Source organism: Roseovarius sp. PS-C2, assembly GCF_018862045.1.
Lineage (GTDB): Bacteria > Pseudomonadota > Alphaproteobacteria > Rhodobacterales > Rhodobacteraceae > Roseovarius.
The window spans coordinates 101,090-115,809 of sequence record NZ_JAHKSQ010000001.1 but is presented as its reverse complement, the minus strand read 5'-3'; the positions used below and the strand labels follow the sequence as shown (position 1 = coordinate 115,809).

General features: G+C 60.7%; 14 protein-coding genes. All 14 read left to right on the top strand.

Annotation, left to right across the window (positions count from 1 at the left end):
- Window positions 1-2 precede the first annotated feature (2 nt).
- The 14 genes from nuoG to KPG71_RS00490 all read left to right on the top strand — a co-directional run bounded on the left by nuoG (window position 3) and on the right by KPG71_RS00490 (window position 14,630).
- On the top strand, window positions 3-2,024 hold the full coding sequence (gene nuoG, locus KPG71_RS00555; RefSeq protein WP_216335974.1) for an NADH-quinone oxidoreductase subunit NuoG: 2,022 nt from the start codon (window positions 3-5) through the stop codon (window positions 2,022-2,024).
- Window positions 2,024-2,428: a hypothetical protein gene (locus KPG71_RS00550; protein WP_216336682.1), complete on the top strand. Its 405-nt coding sequence runs from the start codon at window positions 2,024-2,026 to the stop codon at window positions 2,426-2,428. Before nuoG ends, KPG71_RS00550 begins: the two co-directional genes overlap by 1 nt.
- A gap of 7 nt (window positions 2,429-2,435) precedes the next feature.
- On the top strand, window positions 2,436-3,473 hold the full coding sequence (gene nuoH, locus KPG71_RS00545; protein ID WP_216335972.1) for an NADH-quinone oxidoreductase subunit NuoH: 1,038 nt from the start codon (window positions 2,436-2,438) through the stop codon (window positions 3,471-3,473).
- Between the two features lie 6 nt (window positions 3,474-3,479).
- Complete coding sequence (locus KPG71_RS00540; protein ID WP_216335970.1) at window positions 3,480-4,247, top strand: methyltransferase domain-containing protein; 768 nt, start codon at window positions 3,480-3,482, stop codon at window positions 4,245-4,247.
- 3 nt (window positions 4,248-4,250) lie between these two features.
- Complete coding sequence (gene nuoI, locus KPG71_RS00535; RefSeq protein WP_073032342.1) at window positions 4,251-4,745, top strand: NADH-quinone oxidoreductase subunit NuoI; 495 nt, start codon at window positions 4,251-4,253, stop codon at window positions 4,743-4,745.
- On the top strand, window positions 4,742-5,155 hold the full coding sequence (locus KPG71_RS00530; RefSeq protein WP_216335968.1) for a carboxymuconolactone decarboxylase family protein: 414 nt from the start codon (window positions 4,742-4,744) through the stop codon (window positions 5,153-5,155). The genes nuoI and KPG71_RS00530 overlap by 4 nt, the downstream gene beginning before the upstream one ends.
- Window positions 5,152-5,760, top strand: a complete 609-nt coding sequence (locus tag KPG71_RS00525) for an NADH-quinone oxidoreductase subunit J (protein WP_216335966.1) — start codon at window positions 5,152-5,154, stop codon at window positions 5,758-5,760. The genes KPG71_RS00530 and KPG71_RS00525 overlap by 4 nt, the downstream gene beginning before the upstream one ends.
- 132 nt (window positions 5,761-5,892) lie before the next feature.
- Window positions 5,893-6,198, top strand: a complete 306-nt coding sequence (nuoK, locus tag KPG71_RS00520) for an NADH-quinone oxidoreductase subunit NuoK (protein WP_073032336.1) — start codon at window positions 5,893-5,895, stop codon at window positions 6,196-6,198.
- Window positions 6,199-6,202: 4 nt separating this feature from the next.
- Window positions 6,203-8,317 (top strand): NADH-quinone oxidoreductase subunit L, encoded by a 2,115-nt coding sequence (gene nuoL / locus KPG71_RS00515; protein ID WP_216335964.1) that lies wholly within the window; start codon window positions 6,203-6,205, stop codon window positions 8,315-8,317.
- Window positions 8,317-9,864 carry an NADH-quinone oxidoreductase subunit M gene (locus KPG71_RS00510; RefSeq protein WP_216335962.1) on the top strand — a complete coding sequence of 516 codons (1,548 nt, stop codon included), beginning with the start codon at window positions 8,317-8,319 and terminating at the stop codon, window positions 9,862-9,864. The genes nuoL and KPG71_RS00510 overlap by 1 nt, the downstream gene beginning before the upstream one ends.
- A gap of 15 nt (window positions 9,865-9,879) precedes the next feature.
- A complete protein-coding gene (gene nuoN, locus KPG71_RS00505) occupies window positions 9,880-11,313 on the top strand; it encodes an NADH-quinone oxidoreductase subunit NuoN (RefSeq protein ID WP_216335960.1) in 1,434 nt (477 codons plus the stop codon).
- A gap of 110 nt (window positions 11,314-11,423) precedes the next feature.
- Window positions 11,424-12,173 (top strand): biotin--[acetyl-CoA-carboxylase] ligase, encoded by a 750-nt coding sequence (locus tag KPG71_RS00500; protein ID WP_216335958.1) that lies wholly within the window; start codon window positions 11,424-11,426, stop codon window positions 12,171-12,173.
- 10 nt (window positions 12,174-12,183) lie between these two features.
- Entirely contained in the window at window positions 12,184-12,963 is a 780-nt protein-coding gene (locus tag KPG71_RS00495; protein ID WP_216335956.1) for a type III pantothenate kinase, read from the top strand.
- Entirely contained in the window at window positions 12,960-14,630 is a 1,671-nt protein-coding gene (locus KPG71_RS00490; protein WP_216335954.1) for a ribonuclease J, read from the top strand. The genes KPG71_RS00495 and KPG71_RS00490 overlap by 4 nt, the downstream gene beginning before the upstream one ends.
- Window positions 14,631-14,720 lie beyond the last annotated feature (90 nt).

The window sequence follows — 14,720 nt, the reverse complement described above, 5'->3', positions numbered from 1 at the left end:
TCATGTCTGACCTGCGCAAGATCATCATCGACGATCAGGAACTGGAAGTGGACGGCGCCATGACGCTGATCCAGGCCTGCGAAGAGGCCGGGATCGAAATCCCGCGGTTCTGCTATCACGAGCGGCTGTCGATTGCCGGCAACTGCCGTATGTGCCTTGTCGAGGTGGTCGGCGGCCCGCCGAAACCGGCCGCCTCCTGTGCGATGCAGGTGCGCGACCTGCGGCCTGGCCCCGAGGGCCAGCCGCCGGTGGTCAAGACGAATTCGCCGATGGTCAAGAAGGCCCGCGAGGGGGTGATGGAATTCCTTCTGATCAACCACCCGCTTGATTGCCCGATCTGCGATCAGGGCGGCGAGTGTGATCTTCAGGATCAGGCCATGGCCTATGGTGTGGATTTCAGCCGCTACCGCGAACCCAAGCGTGCGGTGGATGATCTGGATCTTGGCCCGCTGGTCGAAACCCACATGACGCGCTGCATTTCCTGCACCCGTTGCGTACGTTTCACAACCGAGGTGGCGGGCATCAACCAGATGGGCCAGACGGGCCGGGGCGAAGACGCCGAGATCACCAGCTATCTGGGCGAAACGCTGGACAGCAACATGCAGGGCAACATCATCGACCTGTGCCCGGTTGGGGCGCTTGTCTCCAAGCCCTACGCCTTCACGGCCCGCCCGTGGGAGTTGCGCAAGACCGAAACCATCGACGTGATGGATGCGCTTGGTGCCAATATCCGGGTGGATACCAAGGGGCGTGAAGTGATGCGTATCCTGCCGCGCAACCATGATGGCGTGAACGAGGAATGGATTTCAGACAAGACGCGCTTTGTCTGGGACGGGCTGCGCCGCCAGCGGCTGGACCGCCCCTATGTGCGCGATAACGGCAAGCTGCGCACTGCCACCTGGGGCGAGGCACTGGCCAAGACCGCAGAAGCGATCAAGGGCGCGTCGAAACTTGCCGGTCTGGTGGGTGACCTTGCCCCGGTCGAGGCCGCATTTGCCCTGAGGCAATTGGTCGAGGGGCAGGGCGGTTCCGTGGAATGCCGTACTGACGGGGTGCGCCTGCCTGCGGGCAACCGTTCGGGGTATGTCGGCACGGCGTCTATCGACGACATCGACAATGCGAAGTTCATTCAGTTGATCGGCACCGACCCGCGGGTCGAGTCGCCGGTTTTGAACGCACGCATTCGCAAGGCGTGGCTCAGGGGGGCACAGGTTGGCCTTGTGGGCGAAGCCGTTGATCTGACCTATGAATACGAGCATGTCGGGACGGGCCGTGAGTCTCTTAAATCGCTGCTCGACAAGGACTATGGGCAAGTTCTCGAAGCACCTTCCGTGGTGATCGTCGGCCAGAGCGCGCTCAACGAAGCCGATGGCGAGGCGGTTTTGGCGGCGGCCATGAAGCTGGCCGAGGACACGCAATCGAAACTCATGGTTCTGCACAGCGCTGCGGCGCGTGTCGGCGCGATGGATGCCGGATGCGTCACCGAGGGCGGCATGACGGCGGCAATCGACGGGGCCGATGTAATCTACAATCTCGGCGCGGACGAGGTCGAGATTCAGGACGGCCCCTTCGTGATCTATCAGGGCAGCCATGGCGACCGTGGCGCGCATCGCGCCGATGTGATCCTGCCGGGCGCCGCTTACACCGAGGAACAGGGCCTGTTCGTGAATACCGAAGGCCGTCCGCAACTGGCGCTGCGCGCCGGATTCGCACCGGGTGAGGCCAAGGAAAACTGGGCGATCCTGCGTGCGTTGTCGGGTGAGATGGGGCAGGCGCTGCCCTATGACAGCCTGGTTCAGCTTCGCAAGGCTCTGGTGGCCGAGGTGCCGCATCTGGCGAAAATAGACCAGGTTCCCGAAAACGATTGGCAGCCCTTGTCGGCAGGCAAACTTGGCAAGGCCGATTTCCGCCTGACGATCCGGGATTTCTATCTGACGAACCCGATCGCACGGGCCAGCGAATTGATGGCGGAACTCAGTTCCAACGCCAAGGCCCGCCGCAACGCGCCGGTGGCCGCCGAGTGATGCGGCGCGTGGCGGTCATATCGCCGATGACGCTGGCCTTTGCCGGGGCGGTGTCGGGCTGTGAAATGCCCGACCCGGACGGAAGCGCCGGTTTCTCTCCCGATTACAGGGGGGTCGAGACGCGTTTGCTGGACAATGATCTGGTCAGCTTTCAGGTCTCGATGAGCGGTGCGCGCAACGCCGAAGATGTCAGCCGTTACGCAGAATGCGCGGCGGCGCAATATACCCTGATCCGGGGATACGGATTTGCCCGGCATTTGCGCACAAATGTCGAGGAAGCGGGTGGTATCTGGAGTGGCGATGCGGTTTATACGATCTCGCCGGCGCTGCCCCAGGGATTGAAGACAATCGACGCAGAAGTCGTCGCCGCCGATTGCGCGGAAAACGGAATACCGATGGTGTGAGGACCTGATGGCTGAATTCTTTACAACCCCGCTTGGGATCGCGGTGATTATCGTGGCGCAATGCCTTGCGGTGGTCGGCTTTGTCATGATTTCGCTTCTGTTTCTGGTCTATGGCGACCGCAAGATCTGGGCCGCTGTCCAGATGCGCCGCGGGCCGAACGTGGTGGGGACATTCGGCATTCTGCAATCGGTGGCCGACGCGCTGAAATATGTCGTCAAGGAGGTCGTCGTTCCCGCGGGGGCCGACAAGGCGGTGTTCATGCTGGCGCCGATGACCAGTTTCGTACTGGCGATCCTTGCCTGGGCGGTGATCCCGTTCAATGACGGATGGGTGCTGAGCGATATCAACGTCGCGATCCTGTTCGTCTTTGCCGTGTCCTCACTGGAGGTTTACGGCGTGATCATGGGCGGGTGGGCCTCGAACTCGAAATACCCGTTCCTCGGATCGTTGCGTTCGGCGGCGCAGATGATTTCCTATGAGGTCAGCATCGGCCTGATCATCATCGGGGTTATCATCTCGACCGGTTCGATGAATTTCGGTGCGATCGTTGCTGCGCAGGATACGGGATATGGCTTCTTCGGCTGGTACTGGTTGCCGCATTTGCCGATGGTTTTCCTGTTCTTCATCTCGGCCCTGGCTGAAACCAACCGCCCGCCCTTCGATCTGCCCGAGGCTGAATCGGAATTGGTTGCCGGATATCAGGTGGAATATTCCGCAACGCCTTTCCTGTTGTTCATGGCCGGTGAATACATCGCCATCTTCCTGATGTGCGCGCTGACCTCGCTGCTGTTTTTCGGAGGATGGCTGTCGCCCATTCCGGGGCTGCCCGATGGCGTCCTGTGGATGGTGGCCAAGATGGCGTTCTTCTTCTTCATCTTCGCGATGGTCAAGGCGATCACCCCGCGGTACCGCTATGATCAGTTGATGCGCATTGGCTGGAAAGTGTTCCTGCCGCTATCGCTGGCCTGGGTGGTGATCGTGTCGTTCCTTGCCAAGTTCGAAGTGCTTGGTGGTATGTGGGCCCGTTGGGCAATCGGAGGCTGATGAGCTATGGGCGTCGACTACGTCACATTTGACAGGCTGGTCGATCTGTCCACCCGGTTCAAGCCGGAGGGCCGTACGCTCATGCTTGGCCGTCAGGGGTTCAAGATCAAGCGTCGCGATGCCAAACGCTATGAGGCAAGTCTGAACAAGAACGGGGTTGAGGCACGACGTTTCGATTTCCTTCAGGAAGACGGCTATGCCGAAACCCTGATGCGCAAACTGGGCTTTGGCGAGATGGAAACGATGGACTTCTCGGATTACGAGGGCGCCAGCATCTTGCACGATCTCAACAAAAGACCGCCGAAAGAGCTGGAGAACCAGTTCGACTTCATCTTTGACGGTGGTACGGTCGAACATGTCTTCAACGTGCCGGTGGCGCTTGAAGGGCTTTATCGGATGTTGAAGCCAGGTGGGCGCCTGGTGTCGTTGAATGGGCTGAACGGCTGGTATGGGCACGGCATGTACCAGTTCAATCCCGAATTGGTCTGGACCTTCTGGAAACGCGCGTGCAATTGCGAAGTCATCGACTGCCGTGCCATCCCCGAGGATCCGACAGAGCCCTACGAGCAGGTCGTTTTCGGCGATCCTGCCGACACGGGCCGCCGCTTGCGGTTGAAGAAGAAGATCGGGCCGGGACGGACTTATCTTTATTACGAGATCGAAAAGACATCGAAATCCCGCCTGCCGAAGATCGCGCTGCAAAGCGACTATGAAACCAAGTGGCAGGGCCACGATACCGCCGGGCAAACCCGGTTCGAAGACGCCAGGAGCTGACCCATGACGCAAATCGACTATGGACGCGCCGCAGGCTATTTCCTGCTCAAGGATTTCTTCAAAGGCTTCCGGCTGGGTCTGAAGTACTTCTTCGCCCCCAAGGCGACCTTGAACTACCCGCACGAAAAAGGGCCGCTCAGCCCTCGGTTCCGTGGCGAACACGCGCTGCGACGTTATCCGAACGGCGAAGAGCGTTGCATCGCCTGCAAGCTGTGCGAGGCGATCTGCCCGGCGCAGGCCATCACCATCGACGCCGAACCGCGTGATGACGGCAGCCGCCGCACCACGCGTTACGACATCGACATGACGAAATGCATCTATTGCGGCTTCTGCCAGGAGGCATGCCCGGTGGATGCCATCGTCGAGGGGCCGAATTTCGAATTCGCAACGGAAACCCGCGAAGAGCTGTTCTATGACAAGCAAAAACTGCTTGAGAACGGCGAACGGTGGGAAGCCGAGATCGCCCGCAATCTGGAACTGGACGCGCCGTACCGATGAGTGATCACAGCAATCCCTTTGCGGCCTTGATGGCCCAGGCACAGGAAATGGCGAAGGCCATGAATCCTGCGCTCGAGTCGTTTTCGCCCAAAGGAATGGAAAAACTGTGGCCCACCATGCCCAAGGACATCATGGAGATGACCTTTGGAAAGGGCATCAGCAAGGACGGGCTCGATGCCAAGACGCGGCTTTTGCTGACGCTGGCGGGGCTGACCATGCTGGGCGCGCAAAGCGATACACAGATCCGCATGACGGTGCGCCACGCATTGGAGGCGGGCGCCACCAAGGAAGAGATTGCCGAAACCATCGCTCAGATGGCGATGTTCGCCGGCATTCCGTCCATGAACCGGGCGATGGATTTCGCCCGCGAAGTCATGGACGAGAACGAGGGAAAGGATAACGAGACATGACCCTGACAGTACTGTCATTCTATCTGTTTGCGGTCTCGGCGCTGGCCGGGGGGCTGTTCACCGTGATCAGCCGCAACCCCGTGCATTCGGTGCTGTGGCTGATCCTGGCCTTCATCAGTTCGGCGGGGCTGTTCGTTTTGCTGGGGGCCGAGTTCGTGGCGATGCTGCTGATCATCGTCTATGTCGGGGCGGTCGCCGTGCTGTTCCTGTTCGTCGTGATGATGCTGGATGTGGATTTCGCCGAGTTGAAGGCCGAGATGGCGAAATACATGCCTTTGGCGCTGTTGATCGGGGTGATCCTGCTGATGCAGTTCGGGCTGGCTTACGGCAACTGGCATATGGCCGAAACTGCCGAAGCGGCGCGTGGCGCGGTTGCGCCCGAAGGCGTCGAAAACACCGCGGCCCTGGGGCTGCTGATCTACGACAAGTATTTCCTCCTGTTCCAGACGGCGGGCCTGATCCTGCTGGTGGCGATGATCGGGGCGATCGTCCTGACGCTGCGCCATCGCACGGATATCAAACGCCAGAATGTTCTGGCGCAGATGTATCGCGATCCGGCCAAGGCGATGGAACTGAAGGACGTGAAGCCGGGGCAGGGGCTCTGAGCTTTTGACCCGCCCCGGACCCGATCCGGGGCCTCCCGGCCAAAAGCGCCGGGGCAAACAGGAAGAGGTTCCGGGCCAGGCCCGGGGCGCGTTGAAAAGAAAGACGGACGGGCAGAGCCCGGAGGGACACGCATGATTGGACTTGAACATTACCTGACCGTGGCGGCGGCGCTGTTCGTCATCGGGATTTTCGGCCTCTTCCTGAACCGGAAGAACGTCATCATCCTGCTGATGTCGATCGAACTGATGCTGCTCTCGGTCAACATCAACCTCGTGGCCTTTTCCGCCCATCTGGGCGATCTGGTGGGGCAGATTTTCACGCTGTTCGTCCTGACCGTCGCCGCAGCCGAGGCGGCGATCGGGCTGGCCATTCTTGTCTGTTTCTTCCGCAACCGCGGCACCATCGCCGTGGAAGACGTCAACGTGATGAAAGGCTGATCCGATGGAGTTGACCATTCTTTTCGCGCCTCTCATCGGGGCCATCATCGCCGGTTTCGGCTGGCGCATCATCGGAGAGACCGGGGCGCAGTGGCTGACCACCGGCTTGCTGTTCCTGTCCTGCGTTCTGTCGTGGATCGTGTTTCTGGGCCATGACGGGCAAACCCATATTGTCCATATTCTGGACTGGATCGAATCCGGTACGCTGAACACGTCCTGGGCAATCCGGCTGGACCGCCTGACCGCGATCATGCTGATCGTCGTGACTTCGGTTTCGGCGCTCGTGCATCTATATTCCATGGGCTACATGGCCCATGACGAGAATTTCCGCGACGGCGAAAGCTACAAGCCGCGCTTCTTTGCCTACCTGTCGCTTTTCACCTTCGCGATGCTGATGCTGGTCACGGCCGACAACCTTGCGCAGATGTTCTTCGGCTGGGAGGGCGTGGGCCTCGCATCCTATCTGCTGATCGGGTTCTATTTCCGCAAGCCGAGCGCCAACGCCGCGTCGATCAAGGCTTTTGTGGTCAACCGCGTCGGCGATTTTGGCTTCGTCCTCGGCATCATGGCGCTTTATTTCCTGACCGACTCGATCCGGTTCGAGAATATTTTCGCCGCCGGTCCCGAACTGGCCGAAACGCAGCTCAGCTTTTTGTGGACCGAGTGGAACGCGGCCAACCTGATCGCCTTCCTGCTGTTCGTGGGGGCCATGGGCAAGTCGGCGCAGTTGTTCCTGCACACCTGGTTGCCCGACGCGATGGAAGGCCCGACCCCGGTGTCGGCGCTGATCCACGCCGCCACGATGGTGACGGCGGGCGTGTTCCTTGTCTGCCGCATGTCGCCGATCATGGAATACGCACCCGAGGCCATGGGCTTTGTCACCTTCATCGGGGCCACCACGGCGTTTTTCGCCGCCACGGTGGGTCTGGTTCAGAACGACATCAAGCGCGTGATCGCCTATTCCACCTGTTCGCAGCTTGGCTACATGTTCGTGGCGGCCGGTGTGGGTGTCTATTCGGTGGCGATGTTCCACCTGTTCACGCACGCCTTCTTCAAGGCGATGCTGTTCCTTGGCGCCGGGTCGGTCATCCACGGGATGCATCACGAGCAGGACATGCGCAACTATGGCGGCTTGCGCAAGAAGCTGCCCTATACGTTCTGGGCAATGCTGATCGGGACACTGGCCATTACCGGCGTCGGTATCCCGCTGACCCATTTCGGCTTTGCCGGGTTCCTGTCCAAGGACGCGGTCATCGAATCCGCTTATGCGGGCACGGCAGGAGGCTATGCCTTCTGGATGCTGGTCATCGCGGCACTGTTCACCAGTTTCTACAGCTGGCGGCTGATGTTCCTGACTTTCTGGGGCAAACCGCGCGGCGACAAGCACACGCACGATCATGCGCATGAAAGCCCGATGGTCATGCTGGTGCCGCTTGGCGTTCTGGCGCTTGGCGCGGTGTTCTCGGGGATGGTGTGGTACAACAGCTTCTTCGGGGACCATGCCCAGGTGAACAAGTTCTTCGGCATCCCGGCTCAGCATGCAGAGGCCGACGCGGGGCATGGCGAAGAGACCTCCGCCGAGGATCAGGCTGCTGCAGACGCCACGCATGATGAGGCGGCCACGCAAGAGGGCGGTGAACCCGCCGCCGCGATCCATGCAATGGCCCCGGAAGGCGCGATTTTCATGGGGCCCGACAATCATGTAATGGACGATGCGCACCACGCACCGACCTGGGTCAAGGTCAGCCCGTTCATCGCCATGGTGATCGGCTTCGTGGTCGCGCTCTGGTTCTATATCTGGGATCCGTCGATGCCGCGCAAACTGGCCGAGAACCAACGACCGCTTTATCAGTTCCTGCTGAACAAGTGGTATTTCGACGAAATCTACGACTTCCTGTTCGTTCGTCCCGCCAAGGCGCTTGGCCGGTTCCTGTGGAAACGCGGCGACGGGGACGTCGTCGACGGAACGATCAATGGCGTGGCCATGGGGATCATTCCCTTCTTCACCCGTCTCGCAGGGCGGGCACAATCGGGCTACATCTTCACATATGCCTTCGCGATGGTGATCGGGATCGCGGTCCTGGTAACCTGGATGACTTTCATCGGAGGGGCTGAATAATGGACAACCTTCTTTCCATCACCACGTTCATCCCCGCCATCGCGGCAGCGATCCTCGCGATCTTCCTGCGCGGCGAGGATGCAGCGGCACAGCGCAACGCCAAGTGGGTCGCGCTGATCGCCACGACGCTGACCTTTGTCGTGTCGCTGTTCATTCTGGCCGGGTTCGATCCGAACGATACAGGCTTCCAGTTCGTGGAAGAGCATCAGTGGCTTCTGGGCCTCAAATACAAGATGGGTGTGGACGGGATCAGCGTTCTGTTCGTGCTGCTGACCACCTTCATGATGCCGCTGACCATCGCCGCGTCGTGGAACGTGACCAAGCGGGTCAAGGAATACATGATCGCGTTCCTGATCCTCGAAACGCTGATGCTGGGCGTGTTCATGGCGCTCGATCTGGTGCTGTTCTACCTGTTCTTCGAGGCGGGCCTGATCCCGATGTTCCTGATCATCGGCATCTGGGGCGGCAAGGAACGCATTTATGCGTCCTTCAAGTTCTTCCTCTATACCTTCCTTGGCTCGGTGCTGATGCTGGTGGCGATGGTGGCGATGTTCTCGGACGCGGGGACCACCGATATCGTGACCTTGCTGAACCACCAGTTCGGCTCGGAAAGCTTCAGCATCCTCGGCGTGCATGTCGTGGGCGGCATGCAGACGCTGATGTTCATCGCCTTCTTCGCCAGTTTCGCGGTCAAGATGCCGATGTGGCCGGTGCATACATGGCTTCCGGACGCGCACGTTCAGGCGCCCACGGCAGGCTCGGTCGTTCTGGCGGCGATCCTGCTGAAGATGGGGGGCTATGGCTTCCTGCGGTTCAGCCTGCCGATGTTCCCGGTCGGGGCCGAGGTCATGACACCGCTGATCCTGTGGATGTCGGCCATTGCCATCGTTTACACCTCGCTGGTCGCCTTGGCGCAGGAAGACATGAAAAAGCTGATCGCCTATTCGTCGGTCGCGCATATGGGTTATGTCACGATGGGTATTTTCGCGGCGAACCAGCAGGGGATCGACGGAGCGATTTTCCAGATGATCAGCCACGGGTTCATCTCGGGCGCGCTGTTCCTGTGCGTTGGTGTCATCTATGACCGGATGCACACCCGCGAGATCGACGCCTATGGCGGTCTGGTCAACCGGATGCCGGCCTATGCGCTGATCTTCATGCTGTTCACCATGGCCAATGTCGGCCTGCCGGGCACGTCCGGGTTCATCGGTGAATTCCTGACGCTGATCGGCGTCTTCCAGGTCAATACCTGGGTGGCACTGGTGGCGGCCTCGGGCGTGATCCTGTCGGCGGCCTATGCGCTGTGGCTCTATCGCCGTGTCGTGTTGGGCGACCTGATCAAGGAGAGCCTGCGCTCGATCACCGACATGACCACCCGCGAGCGTGCGATCTTTGTGCCGCTGGTTGTCATGACGCTGCTGCTCGGCGTTTATCCGAGCCTTGTCACCGACATCATCGGGCCCTCGGTAGAAGCCCTGATTTCCAACTACGATACGGCCCTGGCCGAGGCGCACACCGCCAGCCAGATCGCCGAAGTGTCGCATTAACGGAGGCCCTGAGACATGCAGGCTGATCTGAATATTATCCTGCCCGAGATCGTGATCTCGGTCTACGCGCTCGCCGCGCTGTTGTTCACGGCCTATACCGGCAAGGACCGGATGGCAGGGATGCTGCTGTGGCTGACCGCCGGTTTGCTGGGCGCCATGGCGATCTGGATCGGGGCGACGGGCGATGGTTCGCGCACTGCATTCGGCGGCATGTTCAACGATGACGGTTTCGCCCGCTTCGCCAAGGTGACGATCCTGTTGTCGGCCGCTGCGGTCATGGTGCTGGGGCAGGAATACATGATGCGCCGGAAAATCCTGCGCTTCGAGTATCCGATCCTGATCGCGCTCTCTGCCGTCGGCATGATGCTGATGGTCAGTGCCGGAGACCTGATGGCGCTTTACATGGGGCTGGAACTGCAATCCCTGGCGCTTTACGTCGTCGCCTCGCTGCGCCGCGACAGTGCCAAATCCACCGAGGCGGGCCTGAAGTACTTTGTGCTTGGCGCGCTCAGCTCGGGGCTGCTGCTTTACGGTGCATCGCTAACCTATGGCTATGCCGGAACGACGCTGTTCTCGGGCATCATCGAAGCGGCCGACGGGCAGGCACCGGTCGGCTTGCTGTTCGGGCTGGTCTTCGTGATCGCCGGTCTGGCCTTCAAGGTATCGGCGGTTCCCTTCCATATGTGGACGCCGGATGTCTACGAAGGCTCGCCCACGCCGATCACGGCCTTTTTTGCGACCGCGCCCAAGGTTGCGGCCATGGGGCTGTTCGCCCGAGTGGTGCACGATGCCTTTGGCGGCGTCGTGGGTGATTGGCAGCAGGTGCTTGCGCTGCTCAGCCTTCTGTCGATGTTCCTGGGAGCCGTGGCGGCAATCGGGCAGACCGATATCAAACGCCTGATGGCCTATTCCTCGATCGCGCATATGGGCTATGCGCTGATGGGGCTGGCGGCTGGCGACGCCTTTGGCGTTCAGGCTATGCTGATCTACATGGCGATCTATGTGACCATGAATATCGGCACCTTCGCCTTTATCCTGTCGATGGAGCGTGACGGCCAGCCGATCACCGAGATCGCAAGCCTGAACATGTACTCGCGCGCCCATCCGGCCCGTGCATTCGCCATGCTGATCCTGCTGTTCAGCCTGGCCGGTGTGCCGCCGCTTCTGGGGTTCTTCGGCAAGCTCTACGTGCTGCGGGCCGCCTATGAGGGCGGGCTGGCATGGCTGGCGGTGGCCGGCGTGATCGCCTCGGTGATCGGTGCCTTCTACTACCTGCGCATCGTCTACTACATGTATTTCGGCGAAGAGCGTGAGCCACTGGAAACCTCCCGGTCGCCCGTGCAGTGGAGTTTTCTGATGGCGTCGGCGGCGCTGATGCTGTTGGGGATCATCAACATGTTCGGTGTCGAAGGCATGGCTCAGGCTGCGGCAGCGACCCTTGTCAACTGACGCTTGCACTGGATGGATTGAACAGGTGACGCGCCTCTGGCGCGTCGCTTTGTTTGTGGGCGTGCCTTTGGGGTGCCGGTTTTGGGAGTATGATGAAGATGGGGCGTGATATGGCTGCCTGGCCGCATGGGGTGGGCCGCAGGGTGCTGGCCGAAGTGGACAGCACCAATGCCGAAGCCGCGCGTATCGCCCCGAATCTGACCGGCCCGGAGTGGATACTGGCCCTGCGCCAGACGGCGGCACGCGGGCGGCGTGGGCGCGCATGGACGAACCCACAGGGCAACTTTGCCGCGACTTTGGTGATGCGTCCTACCGAGAGCCCCGATCAGGTGGCGCTGCGGTCTTTCGTGGCCTCGCTGGCGCTCTATGACGCTTTTGTCGCCGCCACGGGCCGTGCCGAAGGGTTTACCCTGAAATGGCCGAATGACGTTTTGCTGAACGGCGGCAAGCTGGCTGGTATCCTGTTGGAAAGCGCGGGCAGTGCGGCGGGCCTGTCGTATTTCGCGATCGGGATCGGCGTGAACCTAGCGCAGGCCCCATCTCCGGATCAGGTCGAGCCGCAGGCGTTGCGGCCCGTCTCGTTACTGTCCGAGACCGGGGCAGAGGTAACCCCCGAGGAATTCCTCGACCTGCTGGCCCCGGCCTATGCCCGTTACGAGGCGCAATTCACCACCTACGGCTTTGCCCCCATTCGCACCGCGTGGCTGGATCGCGCCGCAAAACTGGGCGAGGTCATTACCGCGCGCACGGCGCGGGACGAATTCACCGGTACGTTCGAGACGGTGGACGCGACCGGTAATCTTGTTCTAACAACAGCGAAATCCCGGCATGCCATCCCGGCGGCCGAGGTCTTTTTCTGAGGAACGTGCCATGCTTCTGGCCATCGACTGCGGCAACACGAACACTGTTTTCTCGATCTGGGATGGAGAGAAATTTCTGTGCACCTTGCGCACCTCGACGCACCATGCCCGCACCGCGGATGCCTATTTCACCTGGTATTCTACCTTGGTGAAGCATTACGGGATCGAAGCGGATATTACCGAGGTGATCATTTCCTCGACGGTGCCGCGCGTGGTGTTCAACCTGCGGGTGTTCGCCGATCGGTTTTTTGGGTGCCGCCCGTTGGTAGTGGGCAAACCCGAATGCCTGTTGCCGCATGCGCCGCGCGTCGATCCGGGCACGCAGGTGGGGCCTGACCGGTTGGTGAACTCTGCCGGGGCGTTCGACCGGCATGGCGGGGATCTGATCGTTGTGGATTTCGGCACTGCAACGACCTTTGACGTGGTGGCGCATGACGGGGCCTATGTGGGCGGGGTGATCGCGCCGGGCGTGAATCTGAGCCTTGAAGCCTTGCACATGGCGGCGGCGGCGCTGCCGCATGTGGACGTGACCAAACCGCAAAAGGTGATCGGCACCAACACCGTCGATTGCATGCAATCCGGTGTGTTCTGGGGCTATGTGGGCCTTGTGAACGGCATTTGCGACCGTATCCGCGCCGAATATGAGAAGCCGATGCGCATCATCGGCACTGGCGGGCTGGCGCCGCTGTTTGCGCAGGGCGAGATGCTGTTCGATTTCATCGAAGACGACCTGACGATGCACGGCCTGACCGTGATTCACGACTATAACAAGAAAGCAGAGACTTTATGAGCAGTGACAGACTGATCTACCTGCCCCTCGGTGGGGCGGGCGAAATCGGCATGAATGCCTATGTCTACGGATATGGCCAACCGGGACAGGAACGGTTGATCCTTGTCGATCTGGGGGTGGCCTTTTCCGATATGGACACAAGCCCCGGTGTCGACCTGATTTTTCCCGACATGACATGGCTGGCCGAGCGGCGCGACCAGTTGGAGGCGGTGTTCATCACCCATGCCCATGAAGATCATGTTGGCGCCGTGGCGCAGTTTTACGAAGATCTTGGCGCGCCGGTCTATGCGCGGGCGTTTACGGCCAATATTGCGCGGCGCAAGATGGAGGAGTTCGGGTACTCCGAAAAATCCGTGCGCACGGTTTCGGCCTGGCCCGAGGTGACTCAGGCGGGGCCGTTCAGCGTGGGGTTCGTGCCGATTTCCCATTCGATCCCAGAGAGTTCCGGGTTGGTGATCGACACGCCTGCGGGCCGTGTGGTGCATTCAGGGGATTTCAAGATCGACGCGAATCCGGTCGTCGGCGAGGCCTTCGATCCCGAGCTTTGGGGCAGTCTGGCCGCGCCGGGCGTCAAGGCGCTGATGTGCGATTCTACCAATGTTTTCAATGCACATGAGGGGCGTTCTGAAAGTACCCTTGGGCCGGATATCGAGGCCCTGGTCGCTGGCGCCAAGGGGATGGTGGTGGCCACGACCTTTGCCAGCAACGTGGCGCGGGTCAGGACGCTGGCGGAGGCGGCGGACCGGGCCGGGCGGTCGGTGTGCCTGTTGGGGCGCGCTATGCGGCGGATGATCGAAGCGGCCGTGGAAACGGGCGTTCTGACCAGTTTCCCGAAAACCGTAAGCCCCGAAGAAGCAAAGGAAATTCCGCGCGAGAACGTGATGCTGATCGTCACCGGCAGTCAGGGCGAAAGGCGCGCGGCGAGCGCGCAACTGGCGCAGGGCAAGTATCAGGGGATCACGTTGAAAGAGGGGGATACGTTTTTGTTCTCGTCAAAGACGATCCCCGGAAATGAGCGCGGTGTCATCAGAATCATCAATCAATTCAGTGAGATGGGCGTTGATGTCGTGGATGACTCGGGCGGGAAATACCACGTGTCCGGGCACGCCAACCGCCCCGATCTGGAGGCGTTACAAGACCTTCTGAAACCAGATGTTGTGGTTCCGATGCATGGCGAACACCGTCACTTGCGTGAGCATGTCAAACTGGCCAAGTCGAAACGCCGTCAGGGGGTTCTGGCTGTCAATGGGACGATGGTGGACCTGACGGGTAAACGGGCCGAGATTTGCGATTATGTCGAGACCGGGCGCGTCTATCTGGATGGCAGTATCAAGATCGGTGCGCTTGACGGGATCGTGCGCGACCGCATTCGCATGGCGTTGAACGGGCATGTGATGGTCAATGTCATTCTCGATGAGGATGACGAACCTCTTGGCGAGCCCTGGTGTGAAATCAAGGGCTTACCGGAAGAAGGGCGCAGCCGCGCGCCGCTGGTGGACGTGCTGGAAGAGGACCTGAGCCAGTTCATGGGCCGGGCCGGGCGCAAGACCATGACCGACGATGACAAGCTGGAAGAGGGGCTGCGCAAGATCACGCGGCAGTCGGCGCAGACCGAGATCGGCAAGCGCCCCGAGGTGACGGTGATCATCAGCCGGTTGAGCGCGTAGTTTCGTACGAAACGTACAAAGTGTACGCCGGTTTTGTACGAAACTCGACGCTCATCGGGTAACGTGCATCCATCATGGACGCAAAACAAG

Coding starts and splice junctions, on each gene's coding strand:
- nuoL (WP_216335964.1), top strand. CDS start 6,203: ATGGAGTTGACCATTCTTTTCGCGCCTCTCATCGGGGCCATCATCGCC.
- KPG71_RS00525 (WP_216335966.1), top strand. CDS start 5,152: ATGACCCTGACAGTACTGTCATTCTATCTGTTTGCGGTCTCGGCGCTG.
- nuoN (WP_216335960.1), top strand. CDS start 9,880: ATGCAGGCTGATCTGAATATTATCCTGCCCGAGATCGTGATCTCGGTC.
- nuoG (WP_216335974.1), top strand. CDS start 3: ATGTCTGACCTGCGCAAGATCATCATCGACGATCAGGAACTGGAAGTG.
- KPG71_RS00500 (WP_216335958.1), top strand. CDS start 11,424: ATGGCTGCCTGGCCGCATGGGGTGGGCCGCAGGGTGCTGGCCGAAGTG.
- nuoH (WP_216335972.1), top strand. CDS start 2,436: ATGGCTGAATTCTTTACAACCCCGCTTGGGATCGCGGTGATTATCGTG.
- KPG71_RS00540 (WP_216335970.1), top strand. CDS start 3,480: ATGGGCGTCGACTACGTCACATTTGACAGGCTGGTCGATCTGTCCACC.
- nuoK (WP_073032336.1), top strand. CDS start 5,893: ATGATTGGACTTGAACATTACCTGACCGTGGCGGCGGCGCTGTTCGTC.
- KPG71_RS00510 (WP_216335962.1), top strand. CDS start 8,317: ATGGACAACCTTCTTTCCATCACCACGTTCATCCCCGCCATCGCGGCA.
- nuoI (WP_073032342.1), top strand. CDS start 4,251: ATGACGCAAATCGACTATGGACGCGCCGCAGGCTATTTCCTGCTCAAG.
- KPG71_RS00550 (WP_216336682.1), top strand. CDS start 2,024: ATGCGGCGCGTGGCGGTCATATCGCCGATGACGCTGGCCTTTGCCGGG.
- KPG71_RS00490 (WP_216335954.1), top strand. CDS start 12,960: ATGAGCAGTGACAGACTGATCTACCTGCCCCTCGGTGGGGCGGGCGAA.
- KPG71_RS00530 (WP_216335968.1), top strand. CDS start 4,742: ATGAGTGATCACAGCAATCCCTTTGCGGCCTTGATGGCCCAGGCACAG.
- KPG71_RS00495 (WP_216335956.1), top strand. CDS start 12,184: ATGCTTCTGGCCATCGACTGCGGCAACACGAACACTGTTTTCTCGATC.